Annotated in this window: 17 protein-coding genes; 12 read left to right on the top strand and 5 right to left on the bottom strand. The window is 72.0% G+C overall.

Annotated elements, in window-relative coordinates:
* Positions 1–2 precede the first annotated feature (2 nt).
* Positions 3–548: a DUF4291 domain-containing protein gene (locus AB0G50_RS07645; RefSeq protein WP_360103404.1), complete on the bottom strand. Its 546-nt coding sequence runs from the start codon at positions 546–548 to the stop codon at positions 3–5.
* Between the two features lie 134 nt (positions 549–682).
* Here AB0G50_RS07645 and mfd point away from each other — a divergent pair, with 134 nt between their 5' ends.
* The 5 genes from mfd to AB0G50_RS07620 all read left to right on the top strand — a co-directional run bounded on the left by mfd (position 683) and on the right by AB0G50_RS07620 (position 10,252).
* A complete protein-coding gene (gene mfd, locus AB0G50_RS07640; RefSeq protein ID WP_360103402.1) occupies positions 683–4,246 on the top strand; it encodes a transcription-repair coupling factor in 3,564 nt (1,187 codons plus the stop codon).
* 13 nt (positions 4,247–4,259) lie between these two features.
* Entirely contained in the window at positions 4,260–5,198 is a 939-nt protein-coding gene (locus tag AB0G50_RS07635) for a hypothetical protein (protein ID WP_360103400.1), read from the top strand.
* Entirely contained in the window at positions 5,195–6,118 is a 924-nt protein-coding gene (locus AB0G50_RS07630) for a MazG family protein (RefSeq protein WP_360103398.1), read from the top strand. Before AB0G50_RS07635 ends, AB0G50_RS07630 begins: the two co-directional genes overlap by 4 nt.
* Before the next feature lie 135 nt (positions 6,119–6,253).
* Positions 6,254–6,838: a hypothetical protein gene (locus AB0G50_RS07625; protein ID WP_360103396.1), complete on the top strand. Its 585-nt coding sequence runs from the start codon at positions 6,254–6,256 to the stop codon at positions 6,836–6,838.
* Positions 6,839–7,078: 240 nt separating this feature from the next.
* The gene (locus AB0G50_RS07620; protein WP_360103394.1) at positions 7,079–10,252 is read left to right on the top strand and encodes a PDZ domain-containing protein; all 3,174 of its coding nucleotides are present in this window, start codon (positions 7,079–7,081) and stop codon (positions 10,250–10,252) included.
* 277 nt (positions 10,253–10,529) lie between these two features.
* Here the strand turns inward: AB0G50_RS07620 and efeB are convergent, their stop codons facing one another.
* Genes efeB through efeU form a run of 3 tightly spaced genes read right to left on the bottom strand, consistent with a single transcriptional unit; the run spans position 10,530 to position 13,740 of the window.
* Positions 10,530–11,777: an iron uptake transporter deferrochelatase/peroxidase subunit gene (gene efeB / locus AB0G50_RS07615; RefSeq protein ID WP_360103392.1), complete on the bottom strand. Its 1,248-nt coding sequence runs from the start codon at positions 11,775–11,777 to the stop codon at positions 10,530–10,532.
* Positions 11,774–12,865, bottom strand: coding sequence for an iron uptake system protein EfeO (efeO, locus tag AB0G50_RS07610; protein ID WP_360103504.1), 1,092 nt, complete (start codon positions 12,863–12,865; stop codon positions 11,774–11,776). The genes efeB and efeO overlap by 4 nt, the downstream gene beginning before the upstream one ends.
* A 53-nt stretch (positions 12,866–12,918) precedes the next feature.
* On the bottom strand, positions 12,919–13,740 hold the full coding sequence (gene efeU, locus AB0G50_RS07605; protein WP_360103390.1) for an iron uptake transporter permease EfeU: 822 nt from the start codon (positions 13,738–13,740) through the stop codon (positions 12,919–12,921).
* A gap of 273 nt (positions 13,741–14,013) precedes the next feature.
* Between efeU and AB0G50_RS07600 the strand changes: the two genes are divergently transcribed.
* Positions 14,014–14,847, top strand: coding sequence for a lytic murein transglycosylase (locus tag AB0G50_RS07600; RefSeq protein ID WP_360103388.1), 834 nt, complete (start codon positions 14,014–14,016; stop codon positions 14,845–14,847).
* Between the two features lie 66 nt (positions 14,848–14,913).
* Here AB0G50_RS07600 and AB0G50_RS07595 read toward each other — a convergent pair whose 3' ends face one another.
* Complete coding sequence (locus tag AB0G50_RS07595; RefSeq protein WP_360103386.1) at positions 14,914–15,291, bottom strand: tetratricopeptide repeat protein; 378 nt, start codon at positions 15,289–15,291, stop codon at positions 14,914–14,916.
* 238 nt (positions 15,292–15,529) lie between these two features.
* Between AB0G50_RS07595 and eno the strand changes: the two genes are divergently transcribed.
* The 6 genes from eno to AB0G50_RS07565 all read left to right on the top strand — a co-directional run bounded on the left by eno (position 15,530) and on the right by AB0G50_RS07565 (position 22,109).
* A complete protein-coding gene (gene eno / locus AB0G50_RS07590) occupies positions 15,530–16,816 on the top strand; it encodes a phosphopyruvate hydratase (RefSeq protein ID WP_360103384.1) in 1,287 nt (428 codons plus the stop codon).
* Entirely contained in the window at positions 16,816–17,370 is a 555-nt protein-coding gene (locus tag AB0G50_RS07585; RefSeq protein ID WP_360103382.1) for a septum formation initiator family protein, read from the top strand. Before eno ends, AB0G50_RS07585 begins: the two co-directional genes overlap by 1 nt.
* Entirely contained in the window at positions 17,367–17,864 is a 498-nt protein-coding gene (locus tag AB0G50_RS07580; RefSeq protein ID WP_360103502.1) for a DUF501 domain-containing protein, read from the top strand. The genes AB0G50_RS07585 and AB0G50_RS07580 overlap by 4 nt, the downstream gene beginning before the upstream one ends.
* 121 nt (positions 17,865–17,985) lie before the next feature.
* The gene (locus AB0G50_RS07575; protein WP_360103380.1) at positions 17,986–19,338 is read left to right on the top strand and encodes a lytic transglycosylase domain-containing protein; all 1,353 of its coding nucleotides are present in this window, start codon (positions 17,986–17,988) and stop codon (positions 19,336–19,338) included.
* A gap of 45 nt (positions 19,339–19,383) precedes the next feature.
* On the top strand, positions 19,384–20,334 hold the full coding sequence (locus AB0G50_RS07570) for a Ppx/GppA phosphatase family protein (protein ID WP_360103378.1): 951 nt from the start codon (positions 19,384–19,386) through the stop codon (positions 20,332–20,334).
* Between the two features lie 173 nt (positions 20,335–20,507).
* Positions 20,508–22,109: an ABC transporter substrate-binding protein gene (locus AB0G50_RS07565; protein WP_360103376.1), complete on the top strand. Its 1,602-nt coding sequence runs from the start codon at positions 20,508–20,510 to the stop codon at positions 22,107–22,109.
* Positions 22,110–22,118: the final 9 nt, after the last annotated feature.

Here is a 22,118-nt window from a genome sequence, read left to right as displayed (position 1 = left end):
AACTAGTCGTACGGCCCTCCCGCCGAGTACGGCCGCTCCACGGGCAGCAGCGCCGTCGCGCCGACCAGGTCGCCCGATCGCACCAACCCGTGCACCTCGTGCGCCAACGGCGTCACGTCCGTCACCCCGGTGATCCACTCGCCGGTGTACCGGGCGGACATCGACCCGGCCAACCCGACCTGGATCGCCCGGTGGGCCAACGGCCGCAGGTGCAGGTCCCGCTCCGGGTCCCACTGCACGCGCACTTCGGGTTTGCCGCCGACGACGGAGCTGGGCACCGCCGCGCGCACCGCCGCGTCGAACCCCTCCCGGGTCATCCGGACCGCGAGCACCCGCTCCTGGTCCGGCTTCCGGCCCCACCCGCAGCGGTACATCATCCACAGGAACGAGGGTTTGATCCACGTCATCCGGCCGGCCCGGAACGGCGGCACGAGGGTGCCCGCGCGCAGCGCCGCGTCCGCGATGGCCGCGTTGTAGGCCTGGTAGACGGTGATGTGCCGATCGTCGTAGTCGGCTCTGATCGTGCGTTCTTCCACACCGACCAGCATCCCGACCGGTGCAACCGGTAATCGCGCGGCGGCGGGTGGCGTGGTCGTCGTAGGCTGGAAGGCGAGCACCCCTTACCGGAGGACCTCAGGTCCCGGGCAGGGGTCTGTCCTCGTTGCTTCGGGAGCGTAATTCCATGCCCCAGCCCGGTCCGCTGTCCGGCCTGCTGTCCGCCGTCCTGCCCGACAAGGCGCTGCGCGCGCTGACCGACTCGCTCGGCGTGCCCTCGCTCGAACTCGAGGGCCCGCCCGCCGCCCGCCCGATCCTCGCCGCCGCGCTGGCCACCCACGCGCCGGTGCTCGCGATCACCGCCACCGGCCGCGAGGCCGACGAGCTGACCAGGGTGCTCGGCGACCTGATCGAGCCGGGCGCGGTCGCGCTGTTCCCGTCCTGGGAGACGCTGCCGCACGAACGCCTCTCGCCCCGCGCGGACACGGTGGGCGCGCGGCTCCAGGTGCTGCGCCGGCTCGCGCACCCCGGCGACGACCCGCTCCGGGTCGTCGTCACCACCGTCCGCAGCCTGATCCAGCCGATGGCGCCGGGGTTGGGCGACCTCGCGCCGGTCGACCTGGTGGTCGGCGTCGAACAGGACTTCGAGGCGCTGCTGACGAGGTTGGTCGAGCTGGCCTACGCGCGGGTCGACATGGTCGAGAAGCGCGGCGAGTTCGCGGTGCGCGGCGGCATCCTCGACGTGTTCCCGCCGACCGCCGAGCACCCGCTGCGGGTCGAGTTCTGGGGTGACGAGGTCAGCGAGATCCGGCCGTTCTCGGTCGCCGACCAGCGCTCGCTGCCGGAGACCGTCGAAGCGTTCACCGCGCCGCCGTGCCGGGAGCTGCTGCTGACCGACGCGGTCAAGACCAGGGCCGCGGAACTGGCCGCCGAGCACGAGGCCGACGCCCAGCTGCACGAGATGCTCGAGAAGCTCGCCGACGGCATCCCGTCCGAGGGCATGGAGGCGCTGATCCCGGCGCTGTGCGCGGACGCGTTGCAGCTGCTCACCGACGTGGTGCCGGCCGGAACGCACGTGCTGCTCAACGACCCGGAGAAGATCCGGGCCCGCGCGCACGACCTGGTGCGCACCGGCCAGGAGTTCCTCGAGGCGTCCTGGATGGCCGCGGCGGGCGGCGGCAAGGCGCCGATCGACCTCGGCGCGTCGGCCTACCGCAGCCTGGCCGAGGTGGCCGACTCGGCGCGCGAGCGCGGCCGGCCGTGGTGGACGCTGTCCCAGCTCACCTCCGAGGGCGCGGACGTGGTGCGGCTGGAGCTCAAGCACGTCGAGGCCTACCAGGGCGACGTCGACCGGGCGTTCGCCGACCTGCGCGCGCACACCGCGTCCGGCGGCACGGCGGTGCTGGTCGTGCCGGGGGCGGGCACCGCGCAGCGCGCCGCCGAGCAGCTCCGGGACGCCGACGTGCCGGCGCAGTGCGTGGACGCGCTGACCGCTCCGCCGCCCGCGGGCTCGGTGACGGTGGTGCGCGGCGCGCTGGAGGACGGCTTCGCGCTGCCGGGCCTCGCGCTGGTGGTGCTCACCGAGACCGACCTGACCGGCGGCCGGCACGGCACGTCCACCAAGGACATGCGCCGGATGCCGTCGAAGCGGCGCAACGCGGTCGACCCGCTGGCGCTGCGACCGGGCGACTACGTGGTGCACGAGCAGCACGGCATCGGCAAGTACGTCGAGATGGTGCAGCGCACGGTGGCCGGCGCGACCCGCGAGTACCTGGTGCTGGAGTACGCCTCCTCCAAGCGCGGCCAGCCGGGCGACCGGCTGTTCGTGCCGACCGACCAGCTGGACGAGGTGTCCCGGTACGTCGGCGGCGAGCTGCCCACGCTGAACAAGCTCGGCGGCAGCGACTGGAAGAACACCAAGGCCAAGGCGCGCAAGGCGGTCAAGCAGATCGCGGCCGAGCTGGTGCAGCTCTACGCGGCCCGCCAGGCCGCGCCGGGCCACGCGTTCGCGCCGGACACCCCGTGGCAGCGCGAGCTGGAGGACGCGTTCCCGTTCACCGAGACCGTGGACCAGATGGCCGCGATCGACGAGGTGAAGGCGGACATGGAGCGCTCGGTCCCGATGGACCGGGTGATCTGCGGCGACGTCGGCTACGGCAAGACCGAGATCGCGGTGCGCGCGGCGTTCAAGGCGGTGCAGGACGGCAAGCAGGTGGTGGTGCTGGTGCCGACCACGCTGCTCGCCCAGCAGCACCTGAACACGTTCACCGAGCGGATGCGCGCGTTCCCGGTGAAGGTCAAGGGCCTGTCCCGGTTCACCGACCAGCTCGAGGCCGAGCAGACGATCGCGGGACTGGCCGAGGGCGACGTGGACGTCGTCATCGGCACCCACCGGCTGTTGCAGAAGGGCTTGCGCTACAAGGACCTCGGCCTCGTGATCGTGGACGAGGAGCAGCGCTTCGGCGTGGAGCACAAGGAGCACATCAAGGCGCTGCGCACGCACGTCGACGTGCTGACCATGTCCGCCACCCCGATCCCGCGCACGCTGGAGATGTCGCTCGCGGGCATCCGCGAGATGTCCACGATCCTCACCCCGCCCGAGGAGCGCCACCCGATCCTGACCTACGTCGGCACGTACGACGACAAGCAGGTCGGCGCGGCGATCCGGCGCGAGCTGCTGCGCGACGGCCAGGTGTTCTACGTGCACAACCGGGTGTCCTCGATCGAGAAGGCGGCCAGGCGGCTGCGCGACCTGGTGCCCGAGGCGCGGGTGATCACCGCGCACGGCCAGATGAACGAGGACAAGCTGGAGAAGATCATCCAGGGGTTCTGGGAGAACGAGTACGACGTGCTGGTGTGCACGACGATCGTGGAGACCGGCCTGGACATCTCCAACGCCAACACGCTGATCGTGGAGCGCGGCGACATGCTCGGCCTGTCCCAGCTGCACCAGCTGCGCGGTCGCGTCGGCCGCGGCCGGGAACGCGGGTACGCCTACTTCCTGTACCCGCCGGAGGCACCGCTCACCGAGACCGCGCACGACCGGCTCGCGACCATCGCGCAGAACACCGAGCTGGGCGCGGGCATGGCGGTGGCGATGAAGGACCTGGAGATCCGCGGCGCGGGCAACATCCTGGGCGCGGAGCAGTCCGGGCACATCGCGGGCGTCGGGTTCGACCTGTACGTGCGGCTGGTCGGCGAGGCCGTCGAGGCGTTCCGCCGGCACGCGGGCGCCGAGGGCGAGCCGGAGGAGGAGCTGGCCGAGGTCCGCGTGGAGCTGCCGGTGGACGCGCACATCCCGCACGACTACGTGCCGGGCGAGCGGCTGCGGCTGGAGGCCTACCGCAAGATCGCGGCGGCGGGCGACGAGGCGGCGCTCCAGGCCGTCTGGGACGAGCTGAAGGACCGCTACGGCACCCCGCCGCTGCCCGTGGAGCGGCTGCTCGCGGTGGCGCGGTTCCGGCAGACCTGCCGCCGGCACGGCGTCACCGAGGTGGCGCTCCAGGGCAGCGCGGTCCGGTTCGCGCCGCTGGAGCTGCGGGACTCGCAGCTCGTCCGGTTGCGCCGGCTGTTCCCCAAGGCGGTGCACAAGCCCGCGACGCGCACCGTGACGACGCCTCGGCCGACCGAGGGAGCGGCCGGCGGCCGGATGGGCGCGCCCCAGCTGCGGGACGGCGAACTGCTGGACTGGTGCGCGCACTTCCTCGAAGCGTTGGCGGGTACTCCCGTGAGCAGCGTCACGGGTTCGTGAGAAGGTACGGGGCGTGAGGACACTGCACAGGCGCTTCACCCTGGTCGGCGCGGCGGCGGCACTGCTGGTCGCGTCCGGATGCGGCACGGGTCCGAGCCGGGTCGGCACGGCCATGATCATCGGCGACAAGGTCATCCCCTTGGAGCAGGTCCAGGACTGGACCTCGACCGTCCTCAAGGAGAAGCCCGCCGCGCAACAGGCGTTGCAGCAGCACAAGCTCGGTGACGTGGCGCGCAGTGTCGCGGGCACGATCATCCGGCACGAGCTGATCGCGACCGCCGCGCAGCGCGAGGGCGTCCAGGTGGACGAGGCCGCGGTGTCCCAGGCGATCGAGGACGCCGGCGGCGCGGAGGCGGCGTCCGAGGCGACCGTCTACAGCGCGTCGAACTTCCGCACCCGCGCGGCCGACCAGCTGCTGATGGTCGAGATCGGCCGGCGGCACATCGACCGCACCGAGGTCACGTTCGACTACTTCTACGCCCGGGACGAGACCGAGGCGCGGGACAAGGCCAAGGACGTCGCGGCGCACCCGGAGAAGATGGCCGAGTACGTCGCGGCCGCGCCGAAGGGCACGGACAACCAGCAGCTCGCCGCGGAGAACCAGAAGGTCCGGTCCGACGAGGACCCCGAGTTCGCCACGCTGCCGGTGTTCGGCGTCGCGGAGGGCACGGTGGCCGCGTTCCAGCCGCGCCAGGAGTCGTCGGTGTGGATGGTGACGCTGCTCAAGGAGCGCAACACCAACGCCAGGTCGACCGGCGAGTCGTCGTCGGCCGCGCTGTCGCCGCAGATCCTCCAGTTCATCGGGTTGCGCGTGGTGCAGTCGCTGACCAACGACGTGAAGATCGAGGTGAACCCGCGCTACGGCGTGTGGGACCCGACCCTGTTCTACCTCTCGCCCAGCGAGAAGGAGTTGGCCGGCTTCACCGCGCCCACGCGCCAGACGAAGTCGTGAACACCGTCGTCCTGCTGGGTCCGGACGACACCGTGCTGCCCGCCGCCGCGCTTCCCGCTCTGCGGGGCGCGGCGGCGGTGTTCGCGGGCGAGGGGCTCGACCCGGAGTTCTGGGGCGCCCTCGGCGTCGGCTCGGCGGTGACCGTCGACGGACCGGTGGTGCTGCTGACGACGTCGCTCGCCGAGCCGGCCGCGGCGGAGTTGCTCGCGGGCGGCGCGGCGGTGGTGCGCAACCCCGTCGGCACGTCGCTGCTGCGCGCGGTGGCCGTGATGGACCGGCTGCGGTCGCCCGGCGGGTGCCCGTGGGACGCCGAGCAGGACCACAAGTCGTTGCGGCAGTACCTGGTCGAGGAGACCTACGAGCTGCTGGAGGCCATCGAGGACGGCGACCGGGCGGCGATGCGGGAGGAACTGGGCGACGTGCTGCTCCAGGTCCTGTTCCACGCCAGGGTCGCGGCCGAGGACCTCGAGCCGTTCGGCGTGGACGAGGTGGCGGGCGACCTGGTGGCCAAGCTGGTCGGCAGGCACCCGCACGTGTTCGCGGGCGGCGACCCGGCGGTGCGCGACGCGTCGACCCAGGAGCACCGCTGGGAGGAGCTGAAGCAGGCCGAGAAGCAGCGGACGTCGAGCGTGGACGGTGTCGCCCTCGGCCAGCCGGCGGCGGCCCTCGCGGGCAAGCTGGCGCAGCGGGTCGCACGTGCGGGTTTCCCGGCCGACCTGCTGCCCGACCCGGAGGGCGACGCGGGCGGCGCGCTGTTCGCGGTGGCGGCGCGGGCGAAGCTCGCGGGCGAGGACCCGGAGGCGGCGCTGCGCGCGGTCGCGCGGGCATTCGAGACGCGGGTGCGCCAAGCGGAGGACGCGGCACGGGCCGCGGGGGTCGTTTCGATGACCGCAGAGGACTGGCGCACTTACTGGCAGTGATAGTTGTTACGCCGATCGAGTGGTCGGCGATACGGTCGCATGATGAAGCGTTCCGCCTGTGCCCTGCTGAGTGTGGCGGTACTGGTCTCCGGTTGTGGAGCGAAGCCCGGATCGGTCGGCACCGGCTCCGCCGCCATGATCACGACCACCGCGGTGCTCACCCTGCCGCCGACCGCGACGTCTCCCGCCGCGGCCGCGGTGAAGAAGAAGAACCTGCTGGAGGTCACCGACGGCAGTGGCGCCGAAGCCCGGATCACCGTGACGTGGAAGACCCAGCAGGTGCTCCCGCTGGACGCCCTGCTGCCGGCCTGCCGGTCGCTGATGACCTCGCAGACCGGGATGGACGTGGTGCTGAACGCGGTCGTCGCCGAGGTGTCCGCGGAGTTCCCCGCCGGCGGCGTGGCGTGGCCCGAGTCGAAGGCGCTGACGTTCGCCTACGGCGACGGCAAGACCGTCCAGACCACCGGTCGCGCCTACACCTGCTACGACCCGCAGGACGTCAAGAGCCCGGCCGCGCTGACCACGTTCGGCCTCAAGCCGTCCGCGCCGGCGCTGAAGGTCATGTGGGTGCTCGCCGGCCGCAAGACCGCGGACAACCCGAAGGGCGAGACGGGCGGCGACCCCGACGACTTCCGGCTCGCGCCGAACCTCGTGGACGGCGCGAAGTGCGTCGAGGACGGTTCGCCGTCGTCCACCTGCTCCGCCACCTACGGCCGCTAGGAACCCCACCGCACCACCGTTTCCGCTCCACCGCGCCCCACCAGCACCACCGCGCCCACCGACCGCCTCCGGCCCACCACCCCCGGGCAGCGCGAGGCACGGCCGCGGTCGCCACCACCCCCGGCGACCGCCGCACCGCGGTGATCTTCGTGGGCGAATCTCCGCCCCGCGGGGTGGGATTCGGCGCGGGTCCGCCGGACATGATCGCGATTGTCGGTCGTCGGCGCTAACGTCGTCGGGGTGACCGCCGAACCGGGCTACCTCCGCTTCCCGCACGTCCACGGCGACCTGGTCGCCTTCGTCGCCGAGGACGACGTGTGGCTCGCCCCGACCGGCGGCGGCCGGGCCTGGCGGGTGAGCGCCGATCACGTCCCGGTGTCCTCACCGCACTTCTCGCCCTCCGGCGCCGCGCTCGCGTGGACCAGCAGGCGCGACGGCGCGCCCGAGGTGCACCTCGCCGACGTCGAGGGCGGCGCGGTCGAGCGGCTGACCTACTGGGGCGACCACTCGACCGGGGTGCGCGGCTGGACGCCCGGCGGCGACGTGCTCGCGGTCAGCTCGGTCGGCCAGGCCACCACGAACCGGCAGTGGGCGTACTCGGTGCCCGTCGACGGCGGCCCGGCGCAGCGGCTGCCCTTCGGCTGGGTGGACGACGTCTCGTTCGGCCCCGACGACCGGGTCGTGGTCACCAGCGTCTACGGCCGGGACCCGGCGTGGTGGAAGCGCTACCGGGGCGGCATGGCGGGCAAGCTGTGGGTCGCGGGCCCGGACCGCGAGTTCACCCGGATCCTGACCGACCTCACCGCGTCGCTGACGAGCCCGATGTGGATCGGCGACCGGATCGCGTTCCTGTCCGACCACGAGGGCGTCGGCAGCGTGTACTCGGTCGCGCCCGACGGCTCCGACCTGCGCCGGCACACCGACCAGGAGTTCTACGCCCGCGCCGCGACCACCGACGGCGAGCGGGTGGTCTACCAGCACGCCGGCGAGCTGTGGATCCTCGACTCGCTCGACGCGGAGCCGCGCCCGCTGGAGATCGCGCTCGGCGGTCCGCGCACCGCGCGCCGGCCCCGCCACGTGCCGCCGCGCCCGGACGACGTGCACCCGGACCGCACCGGTCGGGCGAGCGTGGTCGAGGTGCGCGGCACGGTGCACTGGGTGACCCACCGGGACGGCCCGGTGCGCGCGCTGGCCGAGCAGCCGGGCGTGCGGGCGCGGCTGCCCAGGGTCGTCGGCGACGGCGTGGTGTGGGTGACCGACGCGGACGGCGAGGAGGGCCTGGAGTTCTCGCCGGTCGGCGGGGTCGAGCCGGGCAACGCACCGCGCCGGGTCGCGGTCGGCAGGCTCGGTCGGGTGCTGGAGCTGGAGGTGTCGCCGGACGGGCGGCGGCTCGCGGTCGCCACCCACGACGGCAGGCTGCTGCTGGTCGACGTGGAGTCCGGCGAGGTGCGCGACGTGCTGCGGGACGCCAACCCGCACGTGAGCGACCTGGCGTTCTCCCCGGACTCGAACTGGCTGGCCTGGTCGCACCCCGGCCCGCGTCCGTTGCAGCACATCAGGATGACGAACACGACCGACCTGTCCGTGGTGGACGTGACGCCGCTGCGGTTCTCCGACTTCTCGCCGACGTTCACCGAGGACGGCCGCTACCTCGCGTTCCTCTCGGTGCGCAGCTTCGACCCGGTGTACGACGCGCACGTGTTCGACCTGTCGTTCCCGACCGGCTGCCGGCCCTACCTGCTGCCGCTGGCCGCGACCACGCCCAGCCCGTTCGACCCGCTGCGGCTCGGTCGTCCGGTCGGCGACGACGGCGGCGACAAGGACGACAAGAAGGACGACGAGAACCCGATCACCGTGGTGGACCTGGAGGGGTTGGCCGACCGGGTGGTGACGGTGCCGGTCGGCGCGGCCCGGTACGAGGGCCTGACGGCGGCCAAGGGCGGGCTGCTGTGGTTGCGCAACCCGACCCGGGGCGTGCTCGGCGACAACCTGCCGAGCGCCGAGACCCGGCCGCCGCGCGCCGTGCTGGAGCGGTTCGACCTGGCGAAGACGCGGACCGACGTGCTGGTCGACGGCGCGGACGGGTTCGCGGTCACCGGCGACGGCCAGCGGATGGCCGTGCTGGACGGCGGCGACCTGCGGATCGTGCCGACGGACCGCAAGGTCGACGGCGACGACCACGACTGCGTCGAGGTGGACCTCGGCCGGGTGCGGGTGGTCGTGGACCGGGCCGCCGAGTGGCGCCAGGCCTACGCGGAGGCCGGGCGGCTGATGCGGGACCACTTCTGGCGCACCGACATGGGCGGCGTCGACTGGCAGGGCGTGCTGACCCGGTACCGGCCGCTGGTCGACCGGCTGGGCAGCTACGGCGACCTGGTCGACCTGCTGTGGGAGGTGCAGGGCGAGCTCGGCACCTCGCACGCGTACGTGATCCCGGCCGGCGGCGGTGCGCGCGGTCGTCGGGTGGGGCTGCTCGGCGCGGACCTGTCGCGCGACGAGTCCGGCGAGTGGCGGGTGGACCGGGTGATCCCCGGCGAGTCGTCGGACCCGGCGGCCCGCTCGCCGTTCGCCGCGCCGGGTGTCGCGGTGCGGGCGGGCGACCGGATCGTCGCGGTGGACGGCCGCCAGGTCTCCTCCCGGCTCGGTCCGGCGCCGCTGCTGGTCGGCACGGCGGGCAAGCCCGTGGAGCTGACCGTGCGGCCCGGTGGCGGCGGCGAGCCGCGCCGGGTGGTCGTCGTGCCGCTGGAGGACGACGAGCCGCTGCGCTACCACGCGTGGGTGGCCGACCGGAGGGCCCGCGTGCGCGAGCTGTCCGACGGTCGCGTGGGCTACCTGCACGTGCCGGACATGATGGGCGCGGGCTGGGCGCAGCTGCACCGCGACCTGCGGGTGGAGCTGGGCCGCGAGGCCGTGGTGCTGGACGTGCGCGAGAACGGCGGCGGCCACACCTCCGAGCTGGTGGTGGAAAAACTCGGCCGCAAGATCATCGGCTGGTCGGTGGCCCGCGGCTTCACCACCGCCGACAGCTACCCGGGCGACGCGCCGCGCGGGCCGGTCGTGGCGATCGCGGACGAGTTCGCGGGCTCGGACGGCGACATCGTCAACGTGGCGATCAAGGAGATGGGCATCGGCCCGGTCGTCGGCACCCGCACGTGGGGCGGGGTGATCGGGATCGACATGCGCTACCACCTGGTCGACGGCACGCTCGTCACCCAACCCCGCTACGCGACGTGGTTCGGCGGTCCGGGCTGGGGCGTGGAGAACCACGGCGTGGACCCGGACGTGGAGGTCGTGATCACGCCGCAGGACCGGGTGGCCGGCCGCGACCCACAGCTGGACACGGCCGTGCGCCTGGCCCTGGAGGCCCTGGCACAACGCCCGGCCGCCACCCCACCCGCCTTGCCGCCGTTGTAGCTCGGGGTTTTCGCCGCAGCGGACCGCAGGCTCGCCCTGCGGTCCGGGGACGTTGGTGCCGCACGAGGTCCGGTGGCTGCCACGGGTCCGGGTTTGCCGCAGCGGACCGCGGGCTCGCCCTGCGGCTCGGGGCTTTGGTGCCGCACAACGTCCTTGCCGCCGCCGCGCGGGTCCGGACTTTCGTCGCAGCGAACCGCCCGCCCACCGGCTCCGGTCACCACCCGTAGGCCCGGAGCTTTCGTTGCCGGGCAACGGTTCCCGGGCCATGCCCCCCGGCTCAGCGGAACAGCGTGTCGCCCCAGTGGCCGCCCTCGCGGACGCCCGGCGGCACGGCGAAGTGCCCGGAGCCGTTGTGCTCCAGGTACTCCATCATTCTGTCCTTTGTGGACAGCGCCTGCTGCATCGGCACGAACTGCTTCGCGGTGTCCCGGTTGAACGCCACGAAGAACAGTCCGGCGTCCAGGTGTCCCAGCCCGTCCGACCCGTCGGTGAAGTTGTAGCCGCGGCGCAGGATCCTGGTGCCGCCCAACGCCTCCGCCGACGCGAGTCGCACGTGGGCGTCCTGCGCGATCGCGTACTCGCCGCCCTTGCCGCGCACGTGCAGGTCGATCGGGTCGAACTCGGCGAGCTGGCCGAGCGGCGCGCCGACGCCCTTGTTCCGCCCGACGATCGCCTCCTGCTCGGTCAGCGACGTCCGGTCCCAGATCTCGATGTGCATCCGGATCCGCCTGGCCACCAGGTAGGTGCCGCCGGTCAGCCAGTCCGGCCCGTCGCCGGGCTGCACCCACACGTGGTCGCGCAGCGCGTCGCCGTCCTCGGCCTTGACGTTGTTCGTGCCGTCCTTGAACCCGAACAGGTTGCGCGGCGTCGGCTGCGCGGTCGAGGTGGACGACGTGCGGCCGAAGCCGAGCTGCGACCAGCGCACCGACACCCGGCCGAAGCCGATGCGCACCAGGTTGCGGATCGCGTGCACGGCGACCTGCGGGTCGTTCGCGCACGCCTGGACGCACAGGTCGCCGCCGACGCGCTTCGGGTCGAGGTCGTCCTTGGGGAACCGCGGCAGGTCGATCAACCCGGCGGGCTTGCGGTCGGCCAGCCCGAACCGCCCGTCGAACAGCGACGGGCCGAAGCCGATCGTCAGGGTCAGCGCGGACGCGGGCAGGTCCAGCGCCTCGCCGGTGTCCTTCGGCGGCGCCTCGGCGTGCCCGCCGACCGCGCCGCCCTCGGCGGCCTCCTGGCCCGCGGTCATCCGCCTGGCCGCCTCGGTCCACTCCTCCAGCAACGCGACGAGCTCGTCGCGCTTGGTGGTCGTGACGTCCAGCGCCACGAAGTGCATCCGGTCCTGGGCGGGCGTGACGATGCCCGCCTGGTGCTCGCCGTGGAACGGCACCGCGTCGGCCAACGCCGACGTGGTCTCGATCCGCGGTGAGGAGGAGGCCAGCGACCCCACTGCCGCGCCGGCGCCGGCGAGCGCGACACCCGCCCCGGCCAGGCCGAGGAGGCGGCGGCGCGGCAGCCCGGTCACTTCGAGACCACCTCGGCGACCCGGGAGATCGGCTCGCCGAGCGCGTCGACGGCGGCGGCGAGCGCCTTGACCTCGTCCGGGGTCAGATCGGTGTAGAGCTTGAAGCCGTCACCCTTGCGGTGCGACTCGAGCAGCGCGTCGAGCGCCTTGAACTTCTCGTCCAGAGACGTGGCGAGCGCGGCGTCCTTCTCCGCGATCACCGGGCGCAGCGCGCTGATGGCGGCCTGCGAGCCGTCGACGTTGGCGCGGAAGTCGTACAGGTCGGCGTGCGAGTAGCGGTCCTCCTCGCCGGTGACCTTGCCGGTCGCGACCTCGTCCAGCAGCTCCTTCGCGCCGTTGGCCAGCTGCACGGGCGTCAGCTCGACGCCCTTGGCCTTGTCCGCGATCTCCTTGACGTCGGTCAGCAGCTGGTCGGCGATCTTCGCCGAGTCGGCCTGGAGACCGGTGGTCCACAGGTCCTTCTCGAGGCGGTGGTAGCCGGTGAACTCCTGGCCGGGCTCCAGGCCGTCCTCGCGGGCGTCGATCTTCGGGTCGAGGTCGCCGAAGCTCTCCGCGACGGGCTCGATGCGCTCCCAGTAGGTGCGCGCGATCGGGTACAGGGCCTTGGCGTCCTCGGCCTTGCCGGCCTTGACCGCGTCCACGAACTCGGTCGTCTTGGTCAGCAGGCTGTCCGCCTGGGAGTTCACGAACCGCTTGTAGCCCGCGGTCGCCTCGGCCAGCTTCGCGTTGTCGTCGGTGGACTTCCTGCCCTCGCCGGACACGGTGAAGTCGGCGCGGATGCCGTCGCCCTTCATGCCCGGCTTGCACGCGGTCTGGAGCTTGCCCGCCTCGGTGACCTCGACGATCAGCCGCCGGGTCAGGCCGGGTCCGATGTTCTCGACCTCGCCCAGGATCCGGTCGCCCTCGGCGTAGAGGTAGAACTCGGTCACCTTGGTGCCCTTGTTCGTGACCTCGAACGTCACGTTGCCGGTGTTCGCGGTGCTCTTGGCGACCTTGCACGCGTCGTCGGACGCCTCGACCGCGATCGGGCCGTCGGCGGACTTCGCGTCGGTGCCGCCTCCACCGCACGCGGCGGTGAGCAGGAGCAGGGATCCGATGCCGAGGCTTCTCGCGGCGATGGTCACGGGTGGTTCTCCGGTTTTCACTTGGCCGCGGCGCGGGCGCGCGGGCGGATGAGGAACAGGGGCAGGACGATCGCCACGTACGCGAGCCACGCGATCGCCTGCAACCAGGTGGTGCGCTGCGAGTAGTTGAAGATGCCCTTGAGCAGGGCGCCCAACCACTCGCCCTCGGGCAGCGCGTCGCTCAGGTCGAAGGCGAGCGTGTTCAGGCCGGGCAGGATCGCGGCCTCCTGGAGGTCGTGCAGGCCGTAGGCGAGGACGCCCGCCGCGACGAACACCAGCAGCGCGCCGGTCCAGGTGAAGAACTTGCCGAGGTCGAAGCGGATCGCGCCCCGGTACAGGCCGTAGGCGAGCGCGATCGCGACGGCGATGCCGATCAGGAAGCCGATCAGCGGCTGCGTCGTGCCGCCGCCCGCGCTCTGCACGCTGGAGTAGAAGAAGACGGCGGTTTCCAGGCCCTCGCGGCCGACCGCCATGAAGGAGAGGCCGACGACGGCGACCGGGCCCACGTTCAGCGCCTGGTCCATCTTCCCGCGCAGCTCGGCGGCGATCGTGCGGGCCGTCGACCGCATCCAGAAGATCATCCCGGTCACGAAGGCGACCGCGAGCAGCGACATGCTCCCGCCGAACGCCTCCTGCTGCTCGAACGTCAGCGTCGCGGTGGTGAACGTGATGAGCGCGCCCACGGCGACGGACAGCACCACCGCGACGCCGACGCCCAGCCAGACGTAGGGCAGGCGTTCCCGGCGGTCGGTCTTCACCAGGAAGGCGACCAGGATGCTGACGACGAGGGCTGCTTCCAAACCCTCGCGCAAGCCGATGAGGCCGTTGGCGAGCAGCACTTGATCTTTCCTAACCGGGAGTGAGCTTAGGCTGTTCGAACTTAGGCAAGGCTGGCTTGGTCTGTCCAGCACGCCCGTGTCACATGAGCAGCGGGTTTGTGTTCGGGTGGTGTCGGTGCGTGGCCGCCCGGGGGTGATTCGTGTCGATCAGGGCGATTACCGTCCGATTCGGGACGGGGGCGGCGGGGGCGCCCCGGGTTGCGTCGAGGTGATGAATCGGACGAAACGGTTCCTTCGGGACGTGACGTGGCGTGGAGCACGTAGCCTGGGCTCGTGGTCGTACCGCCGCCGTCCAAAGTCGAACCGCGTGCGTCCTCCAAGGGCGGCGCGGGCCACGTGCTGGGGCGGGTCGCCCTGGTCGCGCTGCTGCTGGCGGTGATCGGCGGTGGGGCGTACGCGTTGAGCGTGTTCGACCGGCGGTCCGAGACCGTGGCCGACCCGCCGTTCCCGGTGCCCTTCCAGGCCGTCCGACCGGGTGTCGCGGCACCCGGCGCGGCCGTCGTGCCCTCCGGGGTCCCGTCCGCCACCGCGTCCGTGCCGACCCTGGCCGGGTGGGCCGCGGCCGTGTCGGAGAAGACCGACGTGCCGGCGCGGGCGTTGCAGGCCTACGCGGTCGCCGACCTGCTCATGCGCGAGCAGTCGCCCGCGTGCCGGATCTCGTGGGCGACGTTGGCGGGCATCGGCCGCATCGAGTCGCACCACGGCACGATCGGCGGCGCCAAGCTCGGCGAGGACGGCCGGCCGTCGGTGCCGATCGTCGGGATCCCGCTGGACGGCTCACCCGGCGTCCGGGCCATCGCGGACAGCGACGGCGGCGTGCTCGACGGCGACCTCAAGTGGGACCGCGCGGTCGGCCCCATGCAGTTCATCCCCACCACGTGGGTCCGCTACGCGGTGCGCGCCTCGGGCGACGGCCTCGCGCCCGACCCCCAGAACATCGACGACGCCGCCCTGGCCGCGGCGCGCTACCTGTGCTCCTCGGGCCGCGACCTCGGCACCGGCGAGGGCTGGTGGGCCGCGGTGATGGACTACAACAACTCCGTGGAGTACGGCCAGGAGGTCTACTCCGGCGCCGACGCCTACGCCAAGGCCAGCCAGACGCCGTGAGCCGTGCAGTCCGGCCGTGCGGGTTGCGCGGGCGGGTCGCGCGGGCGGGTCGCGCGTCGGCCCGGCCTACCGGTCCCGCTCCACCGCGATCCGCGCGCTGACCTCGCCCAGCGCCTCCTGGTACTCGGGCGTCGGGTTCATCGCCGCGGCCATCCGCAGTTGGGCCAGCGCCTCCGGGAGCCGGTTCTGGCGTTGCAGGGTCCGACCGAGGGCGAACCTCGCGTAGTAGTCGCTCGGGTCGAGCTCGAGGACCTTGCGGAAGGCCTCCTCGGCCCGTTTCAGCTGGGCCGAGCCGAGGTAGGCGCGGCCGGCGAGGAGTTGGACGCTCGGCTCGTCGCCCGCCTCCTCCAGGACGAGTTGCAACGCCCGCAGCGCCTCCAGGGGGCGGCGGTCGGCCAGGAGGGCCTCGGCCCTCCTGAAGGCGTCGAATGTGCTGTCCGTCATGGTCGGATCAACGCTACCCGCGAGTCGGTCGTGGATCGACGGCCGACCGGATGACGGGATGTCCCGCGTGGACTGTCGCGAAGGGTGGTGCCACCGGGCGCAATGGTCTCAGCGGGGTGGTTCTGGGTGCGGTTTTCGGAAACGGTTCAGATGTCCGCGGGTGCGACAACGCCGGGTTCGGCGGCACCAACTAGGCTCGTGCCCGTTGGCAGGCAGAAGGTCTGACGAGGGAGCGCACGTGGCGGTCATCGAGCAGGTCGGCGCCCGCGAGATCCTGGACTCGCGAGGCAACCCCACCGTCGAGGTTGAGGTGGCGCTGGACGACGGCACCCTGGAGCGCGCCGCGGTTCCGTCCGGTGCGTCGACGGGTGAGCACGAGGCGGTCGAGCTGAGGGACGGCGACGCCAAGCGCTACCTGGGCAAGGGTGTCGAGCGGGCGGTCACCGCCGTGCTCGACGAGATCGGCCCCGAGCTGGTGGGCATCGAGGCCGTCGAGCAGCGCGTGGTCGACCAGAAGCTGGTCGACCTGGACGGCACGCCCGACAAGTCGCGGCTGGGCGCGAACGCCATCCTCGGCGTGTCGCTCGCGGTCGCCAAAGCGGCGGCGGCCAGCAGCGGCCTCGAGCTGTTCCGGTACGTCGGCGGGCCGAACGCGCACGTGCTGCCGGTGCCGATGCTGAACATCCTCAACGGCGGCGCGCACGCCGACACCGAGGTCGACATCCAGGAGTTCATGATCGCGCCCATCGGCGCGGACTCCTTCCGCGAGGCGCTGCGCTGGGGCGCCGAGGTCTACCACTCGCTCAAGTCCGTGCTGAAGAGCAAGGGCCTGGGCACGGGTCTGGGCGACGAGGGCGGCTTCGCGCCGAGCCTGTCCAGCAACCGCGACGCGCTCGACCTGATCCTGGTCGCGATCGAGAAGGCCGGCTACACCCCGGGCCGCGACATCGCGCTGGCGCTCGACGTGGCCGCCACCGAGTTCTTCTCCGACGGTGCCTACACCTTCGAGAAGCAGAAGCGCTCGGCCGAGCAGATGACCGGCTACTACACCGAGCTGGTCAACGCCTACCCGCTGGTGTCGATCGAGGACCCGCTGTCCGAGGACGACTGGGACGGCTGGGTGCAGCTGACCTCCGAGCTGGGCGAGCGCGTGCAGATCGTCGGCGACGACCTGTTCGTGACCAACCCGGAGCGGTTGGAGGAGGGCATCTCCCGGCGGGCCGCGAACGCGCTGCTGGTGAAGGTGAACCAGATCGGCACGCTGTCCGAGACGCTGGACGCGGTCGAGCTGGCCAAGTCCTACGGCTACAAGTCGATGATGTCCCACCGCTCCGGCGAGACCGAGGACACCACCATCGCCGACCTCGCGGTCGCGGTGGGCGCGGGTCAGATCAAGACCGGCGCGCCCGCCCGCGGCGAGCGCACCGCGAAGTACAACCAGCTGCTCCGCATCGAGGAGGCGCTGGGCGACGCCGCGCGCTACGCGGGCGACCTGGCCTTCCCCCGGTTCACCGCGGAGGGCTGATGGCCGAGCGGGAGCGGGACTCGCGACGCGGGCGCAGGCGCAAGGCCGCGTCGGGGTCCCGCCCTGCCCGGGAGGAGAAGGCCGGCCGGGAGAAGAAGCCGAAGGCGGCTCCGAAGCCCCGGCCGAAGGCACGTCCGCAGTCGCGGGCGCGCACCCGGGCCGGCGCCGGCACGGGCGGCGCGTTCGGGATGACCGGCACCCGGCGGGCCGCGTTGCTGGCGATGGTGGTGTGCGCGCTGGCGCTGAGCATCGCGGTGCCGCTGCGGACCTACCTGGCGCAGCGCGAGGAGTTGCGGCAGACCACCTCGTCGCAGGAGACGCTGCGGGCCGAGGTGGGTCAGCTGGAGCAGCGCAAGCAGCAGCTCGCGGACCCGGCGCAGGTCGAGGCCGAGGCGCGGCGGCGGTTGCACTACGTTCGTCCGGGCGAAACCCCGTACGTCGTGCAGCTGCCCGGCGACGCGGAACGCGAACAGGACGACAGGAAACCGGCGGCGCAGCCGGCGACGGACAAGGCGTGGTACGAGCAGTTGTGGACCTCGGTGGCGGCACGGTGACGGTGAGCGACGCGGACCTGGCGGCGGTGGCGGAGCAGTTGGGTCGCACCCCGCGCGGGGTGAGGGCGGTCGCCGCGCGGTGCCCGAGCGGGCACCCGGCGGTCGTGCAGACCAGTCCCCGGCTGCCCGACGGCACGCCGTTCCCCACGCTGTACTACCTGACGTGCGGCCGGTTGAACTCGTTCGTCAGCAGGCTCGAAGGGGCCGGGCTGATGAAGGAGATGCAGGACCGGCTCGCCGACGACGACGCACTCGCGGCGGCTTATTTGCGCGCCCACGAGGAATACCTGGCCGAGCGCGACGCGATCGAGCCGCTGGGCACCAGGGTGACCGCCGGCGGAATGCCCGATCGCGTCAAGTGCCTGCACGTGCACGTCGCGCACTCGCTCGCCGTCGGTCCCGGCGTGAACCCGTTCGGTGACGAGGCTCTCGAGGCCCTCTCACAGTGGTGGCCCACCGGCGATTGCGCGTCAACGGTGAAGAACCACGGGTAGACCGGATTCACAGCTGTTGTTAAGGCACAAATCGACCTTCGACCCGTGACACCGCAGTAACGATCAGGCAGGGTGGACCGAAGGTGGAAGCGGTGGGGAACGCGCCGAGGAGTGGGAGTTCGTGGCTGTGCCGAAGCGACGGGGACGCAAGCGCAAGGCCCAACGAGGCACGCTGACGCCGCGCCAACGCGGTCTCGCGGCCGCGGCGACCTGCGCCGCGCTGGTGCCGGCCCTGCTGCACACGACGCACGGCATCGACTGGATCAACACCGCGGGCTCCTCCGACATCGACGCCACCCAGCTCGGCGAGGGCGACGTGATCAACACGTTGCGGCTGCTGGAGGACGGTTCGCTCGGCGCGAGCGGCAGGCTGCCGCAGGCCGACGAGCTGAGCGCCGAGATGCTGGCCGACGCGGACGACACGTTCAGCTTCGGCGACGACCTGTCGCAGGTCGGCGGCGACTTCGACTTCCCGTCCACGGCGGGTCAGCTCGGCATCCCCGGCGTGATGCTGGACGCGTACATGAAGGCCGCGGACCGGCTCGCCGTGACGACGCCCAACTGCCGCATCCACTGGTCGCTGCTCGCGGGCATCGGCCACATCGAGTCGAACCACGCGCGCGGCGGCCTGGTCAAGGCCAACGGCGACACGGCGAACCCGATCCTCGGCCCGGTGCTCAACGGCGGCCAGTTCGCCGCGATCCGGGACACCGACGGCGGCCGGTACGACGGCGACGCCACGTGGGACCGCGCGGTCGGCCCGATGCAGTTCATCCCGTCCACGTGGGCGAGCTACGCGGCCGACGGCAACGGCGACGGGCAGAGCAACCCGAACAACATCTACGACGCCACGGTCGGCGCGGGCAACTACCTGTGCGCGGGCGGGGGCGACCTCAGCACGAACCTCGGCCGCGAGCGGGCGGTCTTCAGCTACAACCACTCCAACGAGTACGTGGCGGACGTCCTGCGCTGGGCCGACGCCTACGCCCAGGGCGTGGACCCGCTGCCCAGCCTCCCCGGCTCGGACGCGGACTTCCTGGACCCGGGCACCACGTCGCCCTCGCCCGGCGGCACCACGCCCGGCACCACGACGCCACCGGTGACGTCCACGACCAACCCGCCGTCCTCGTCGCCCGCGTCCACCACGCCGCCGAGCACGTCCTCGTCCACGACCACCACGACGACGACGCCCACGACCCCGACGTGCACGACGATCACCATCACGGTGACGCCGACGACGACCACGACGACCACCACGACCACCACGACGACGACCACGGTCACGTCCACGACGGCACCGGCCGGCGCGACTTCCACCACCACGCCGTCGACCACCACGTCGACCACGACCACCACCACGACGCCTCCCGTCGCGGCGGCCGCCGCGGCGGCGGCCGGGTGCACCACGACGTCGACGGTCACGGTCACGCCGACCACCACGACCACGACTCCCTCGGTGATGAAGCCGAGCTAGTCGGGCTACCGTTCTCCCCGTACCGAACGGGCGAGGAGGACGACCATGGGCCGGGTTGCCGCGATCGACTGCGGGACGAACTCGATCCGCCTGCTGGTGGCGGACGTGTCCACATCGGACGACGGTTCGCGGTGGCTGCGCGACGTCCACCGGGAAATGCGCGTCGTGCGGTTGGGTCAGGGCGTCGACGCCACCGGCGTGCTCGCGCCCGAGGCGCTGGCCCGGACCAGGGCTGCGCTCGTGGAGTACACGAAGGTGTTGCGGCGCAAGGGAACCGAGCGGGTCCGGATGGTCGCGACGTCGGCCACCCGGGACGCGGCCAACCGGGACGAGTTCTTCGCGATGACCCGGGAGGTGCTGGGCGTCGAGGCCGAGGTGATCTCCGGCGACGAGGAGGCGCGGCTCTCGTTCACCGGCGCGGTGTCCGATGTGGACGGTGTAGACGGCCCGTTCCTGGTGTCGGACATCGGTGGTGGCTCGACGGAGTTGGTGCTGGGCTCCTGGGACGGGGTGCGCGGCGAGGTCGTGGCGGCGAAGTCGGTGGACATCGGGTGCGTGCGGCTGACCGAGCGGTGCCTGCGGTCCGACCCGCCGACGCCCGCCGAGGTGGACGAGGCGGTCGCCGCGGCGCGCGCGGAGCTGGCGCGGGCGTTCGCGGTCGTGCCGGTGGAGCGGGCGCGGACCTGGATCGGCGTGGCCGGCACCGTCACGACGCTGGTGGCGCTGGCGAAGGAGCTGCCCGCGTACGACCCCGACGAGATCCACCTGGCCCGGTTGTCCGTGGCCGCGATCCGGGAGCTGACCGGGCGGCTGCTGACCCTGACCCACGACGAGCGGGCCGCGCTCGGGCCGATGCACCCGGGCCGGGTCGACGTGATCGCCGGCGGCGCGCTGGTGGTGCGGACGCTGGCCGAGCACCTGGCCGAGCACGGCGTCACCGAGCTGGTGGCGAGCGAGCACGACATCCTCGACGGGATCGCGTTCGCGCTGTCCTGAGCTTCCCGAGTGTCAACCGGGAATGTTCGTGACCTGCTTGTGACCACGTCACCCATGTGGCGGCTGCCACAAACAAATTAGCGTCCCCCTGACGCTGTGGAGGCGGCCGACTCTGCTCGGTTACCCCCGAACAGGTGGGAGGACGCATGTCTCGTACTCGATTAGTCCCGGTCGTGGCTGTCGCGACGCTGCTCGCGGCGGCGTGCGGAAGCGCGCAGGACACCGGCGCCGCGGTCTCGAACGACGCGACGATCACCATCTTCAACACCGAGCCGGAGAACCCGCTCGTGCCGGGCAACACCACCGAGACCGGAGGCGGTCGGGCGATCGACCCGATGTTCACCGGTCTGATCGAGTACAGCCCGGTGGACGCCAAGCCGGTGAACGCGATGGCCGAGTCCATCGAGACCAAGGACTCCAAGGTCTTCACGGTGAAGATCAAGTCCGGCTGGAAGTTCCACGACGGGTCCGCGGTGACCTCGAGGAGCTTCGTGGACGCCTGGAACTGGACCGCCTACGGTCCGAACGCCACCCAGGGCGCGAGCTTCTTCTCGCAGATCCAGGGCTACGACGAGGTGAACCCGAAGGACCCGGACGGTCCCGACGGTCCGCTGAAGCCCGCGGAGCCCAAGGCGAAGGAACTGTCCGGGCTCAAGGTCCTGGACGACACCACGTTCACGATCACGCTGTCCGAGGCGTTCTCGGTGTTCCCGGTGACGATCGGCTACACGGCGTTCTCGCCGCTGCCCGAGTCGTTCTACCGGGACCGCGAGGCCTTCGAGAAGCACCCGATCGGCAACGGGCCGTTCAAGTTCGTCTCGCGCACCGTCGGCCAGGACATCAGGCTGACCCGCAACGACGACTACAAGGGCGACGAGAAGCCGAAGTTCAAGGACCTGGTGCTCAAGGTCTACCAGAGCCGCGAGTCGGCCTACGCGGACCTGGTGGCGAACAACCTCGACTTCATCGAGGAGCTGCCGCCGAACGCGCTGGCGGGTCAGAAGTACGAGCAGGACCTCGGTGACCGGGTGGTCCAGCGCGAGACGCTGAACATCACCACTATCGCGTTCCCGTTCTACGTCAAGCCCTACGACAACCCGGACCTGCGCAAGGCGCTCTCCATGGCGATCAACCGCGAGGAGATCACGCAGCGCATCTTCGAGGGCACGCGCAAGCCCGCGGACAGCTGGGTGCACCCGCTGACCAAGGGCTACAAGGCGGGCCAGTGCGGCGAGTACTGCACGTACAACCCGGAGAAGGCCAAGGAGTACCTGAAGATGTCCGGGTACTCGGGCGAGATCCTGTTGCAGTCCAACACCGACGGCGGCCACCAGGAGTGGGCGGAGGCCGTGGTGAACAGCATCCGCAACACGCTGGGCCTCGACGCCAAGTTCGTGCCGTCCACCAGCTTCGGCGAGTTCCGGCAGAAGGTGAACGCGCACGAGATGACCGGCATGTACCGGTCGGGCTGGATCGCGGACTACCCGTCCATCGAGAACTGGCTGACCCCGGTGCTGCGCACGGGCGCGTCGTCCAACGACGGCCTGTACACCAACCCGAAGTTCGACGCGAAGCTCGCCGAGGCGGACAAGGCGCCGAGCGAGGACAAGGCGATCACGCTGTACCAGGAGGCCGAGAAGATCATGGCCGACGACCTGCCGTCCACGCCCCTGTGGACGCAGAACACGATCGCCGGCAAGTCCAACCGGTTGAAGGTCGCCAATCTCGACCCGTTCCGCGCTCTCGACCTCTACAGCGTCGAAGTGACGGCCTAGGAAACGCCT

This window comes from Actinosynnema sp. NPDC020468 (assembly GCF_040642015.1).
Lineage (GTDB): Bacteria > Actinomycetota > Actinomycetes > Mycobacteriales > Pseudonocardiaceae > Actinosynnema.
This window is presented reverse-complemented; position numbering and strand designations above follow the sequence as displayed.

Excerpts from the sequence above, each read along its gene's own strand:
- AB0G50_RS07645 (WP_360103404.1), bottom strand. The coding sequence starts at position 548 with ATGCTGGTCGGTGTGGAAGAACGCACGATCAGAGCCGACTACGACGAT.
- mfd (WP_360103402.1), top strand. The coding sequence starts at position 683 with ATGCCCCAGCCCGGTCCGCTGTCCGGCCTGCTGTCCGCCGTCCTGCCC.
- AB0G50_RS07625 (WP_360103396.1), top strand. The coding sequence starts at position 6,254 with ATGATCACGACCACCGCGGTGCTCACCCTGCCGCCGACCGCGACGTCT.
- AB0G50_RS07595 (WP_360103386.1), bottom strand. The coding sequence starts at position 15,291 with ATGACGGACAGCACATTCGACGCCTTCAGGAGGGCCGAGGCCCTCCTG.
- AB0G50_RS07585 (WP_360103382.1), top strand. The coding sequence starts at position 16,816 with ATGGCCGAGCGGGAGCGGGACTCGCGACGCGGGCGCAGGCGCAAGGCC.
- AB0G50_RS07570 (WP_360103378.1), top strand. The coding sequence starts at position 19,384 with ATGGGCCGGGTTGCCGCGATCGACTGCGGGACGAACTCGATCCGCCTG.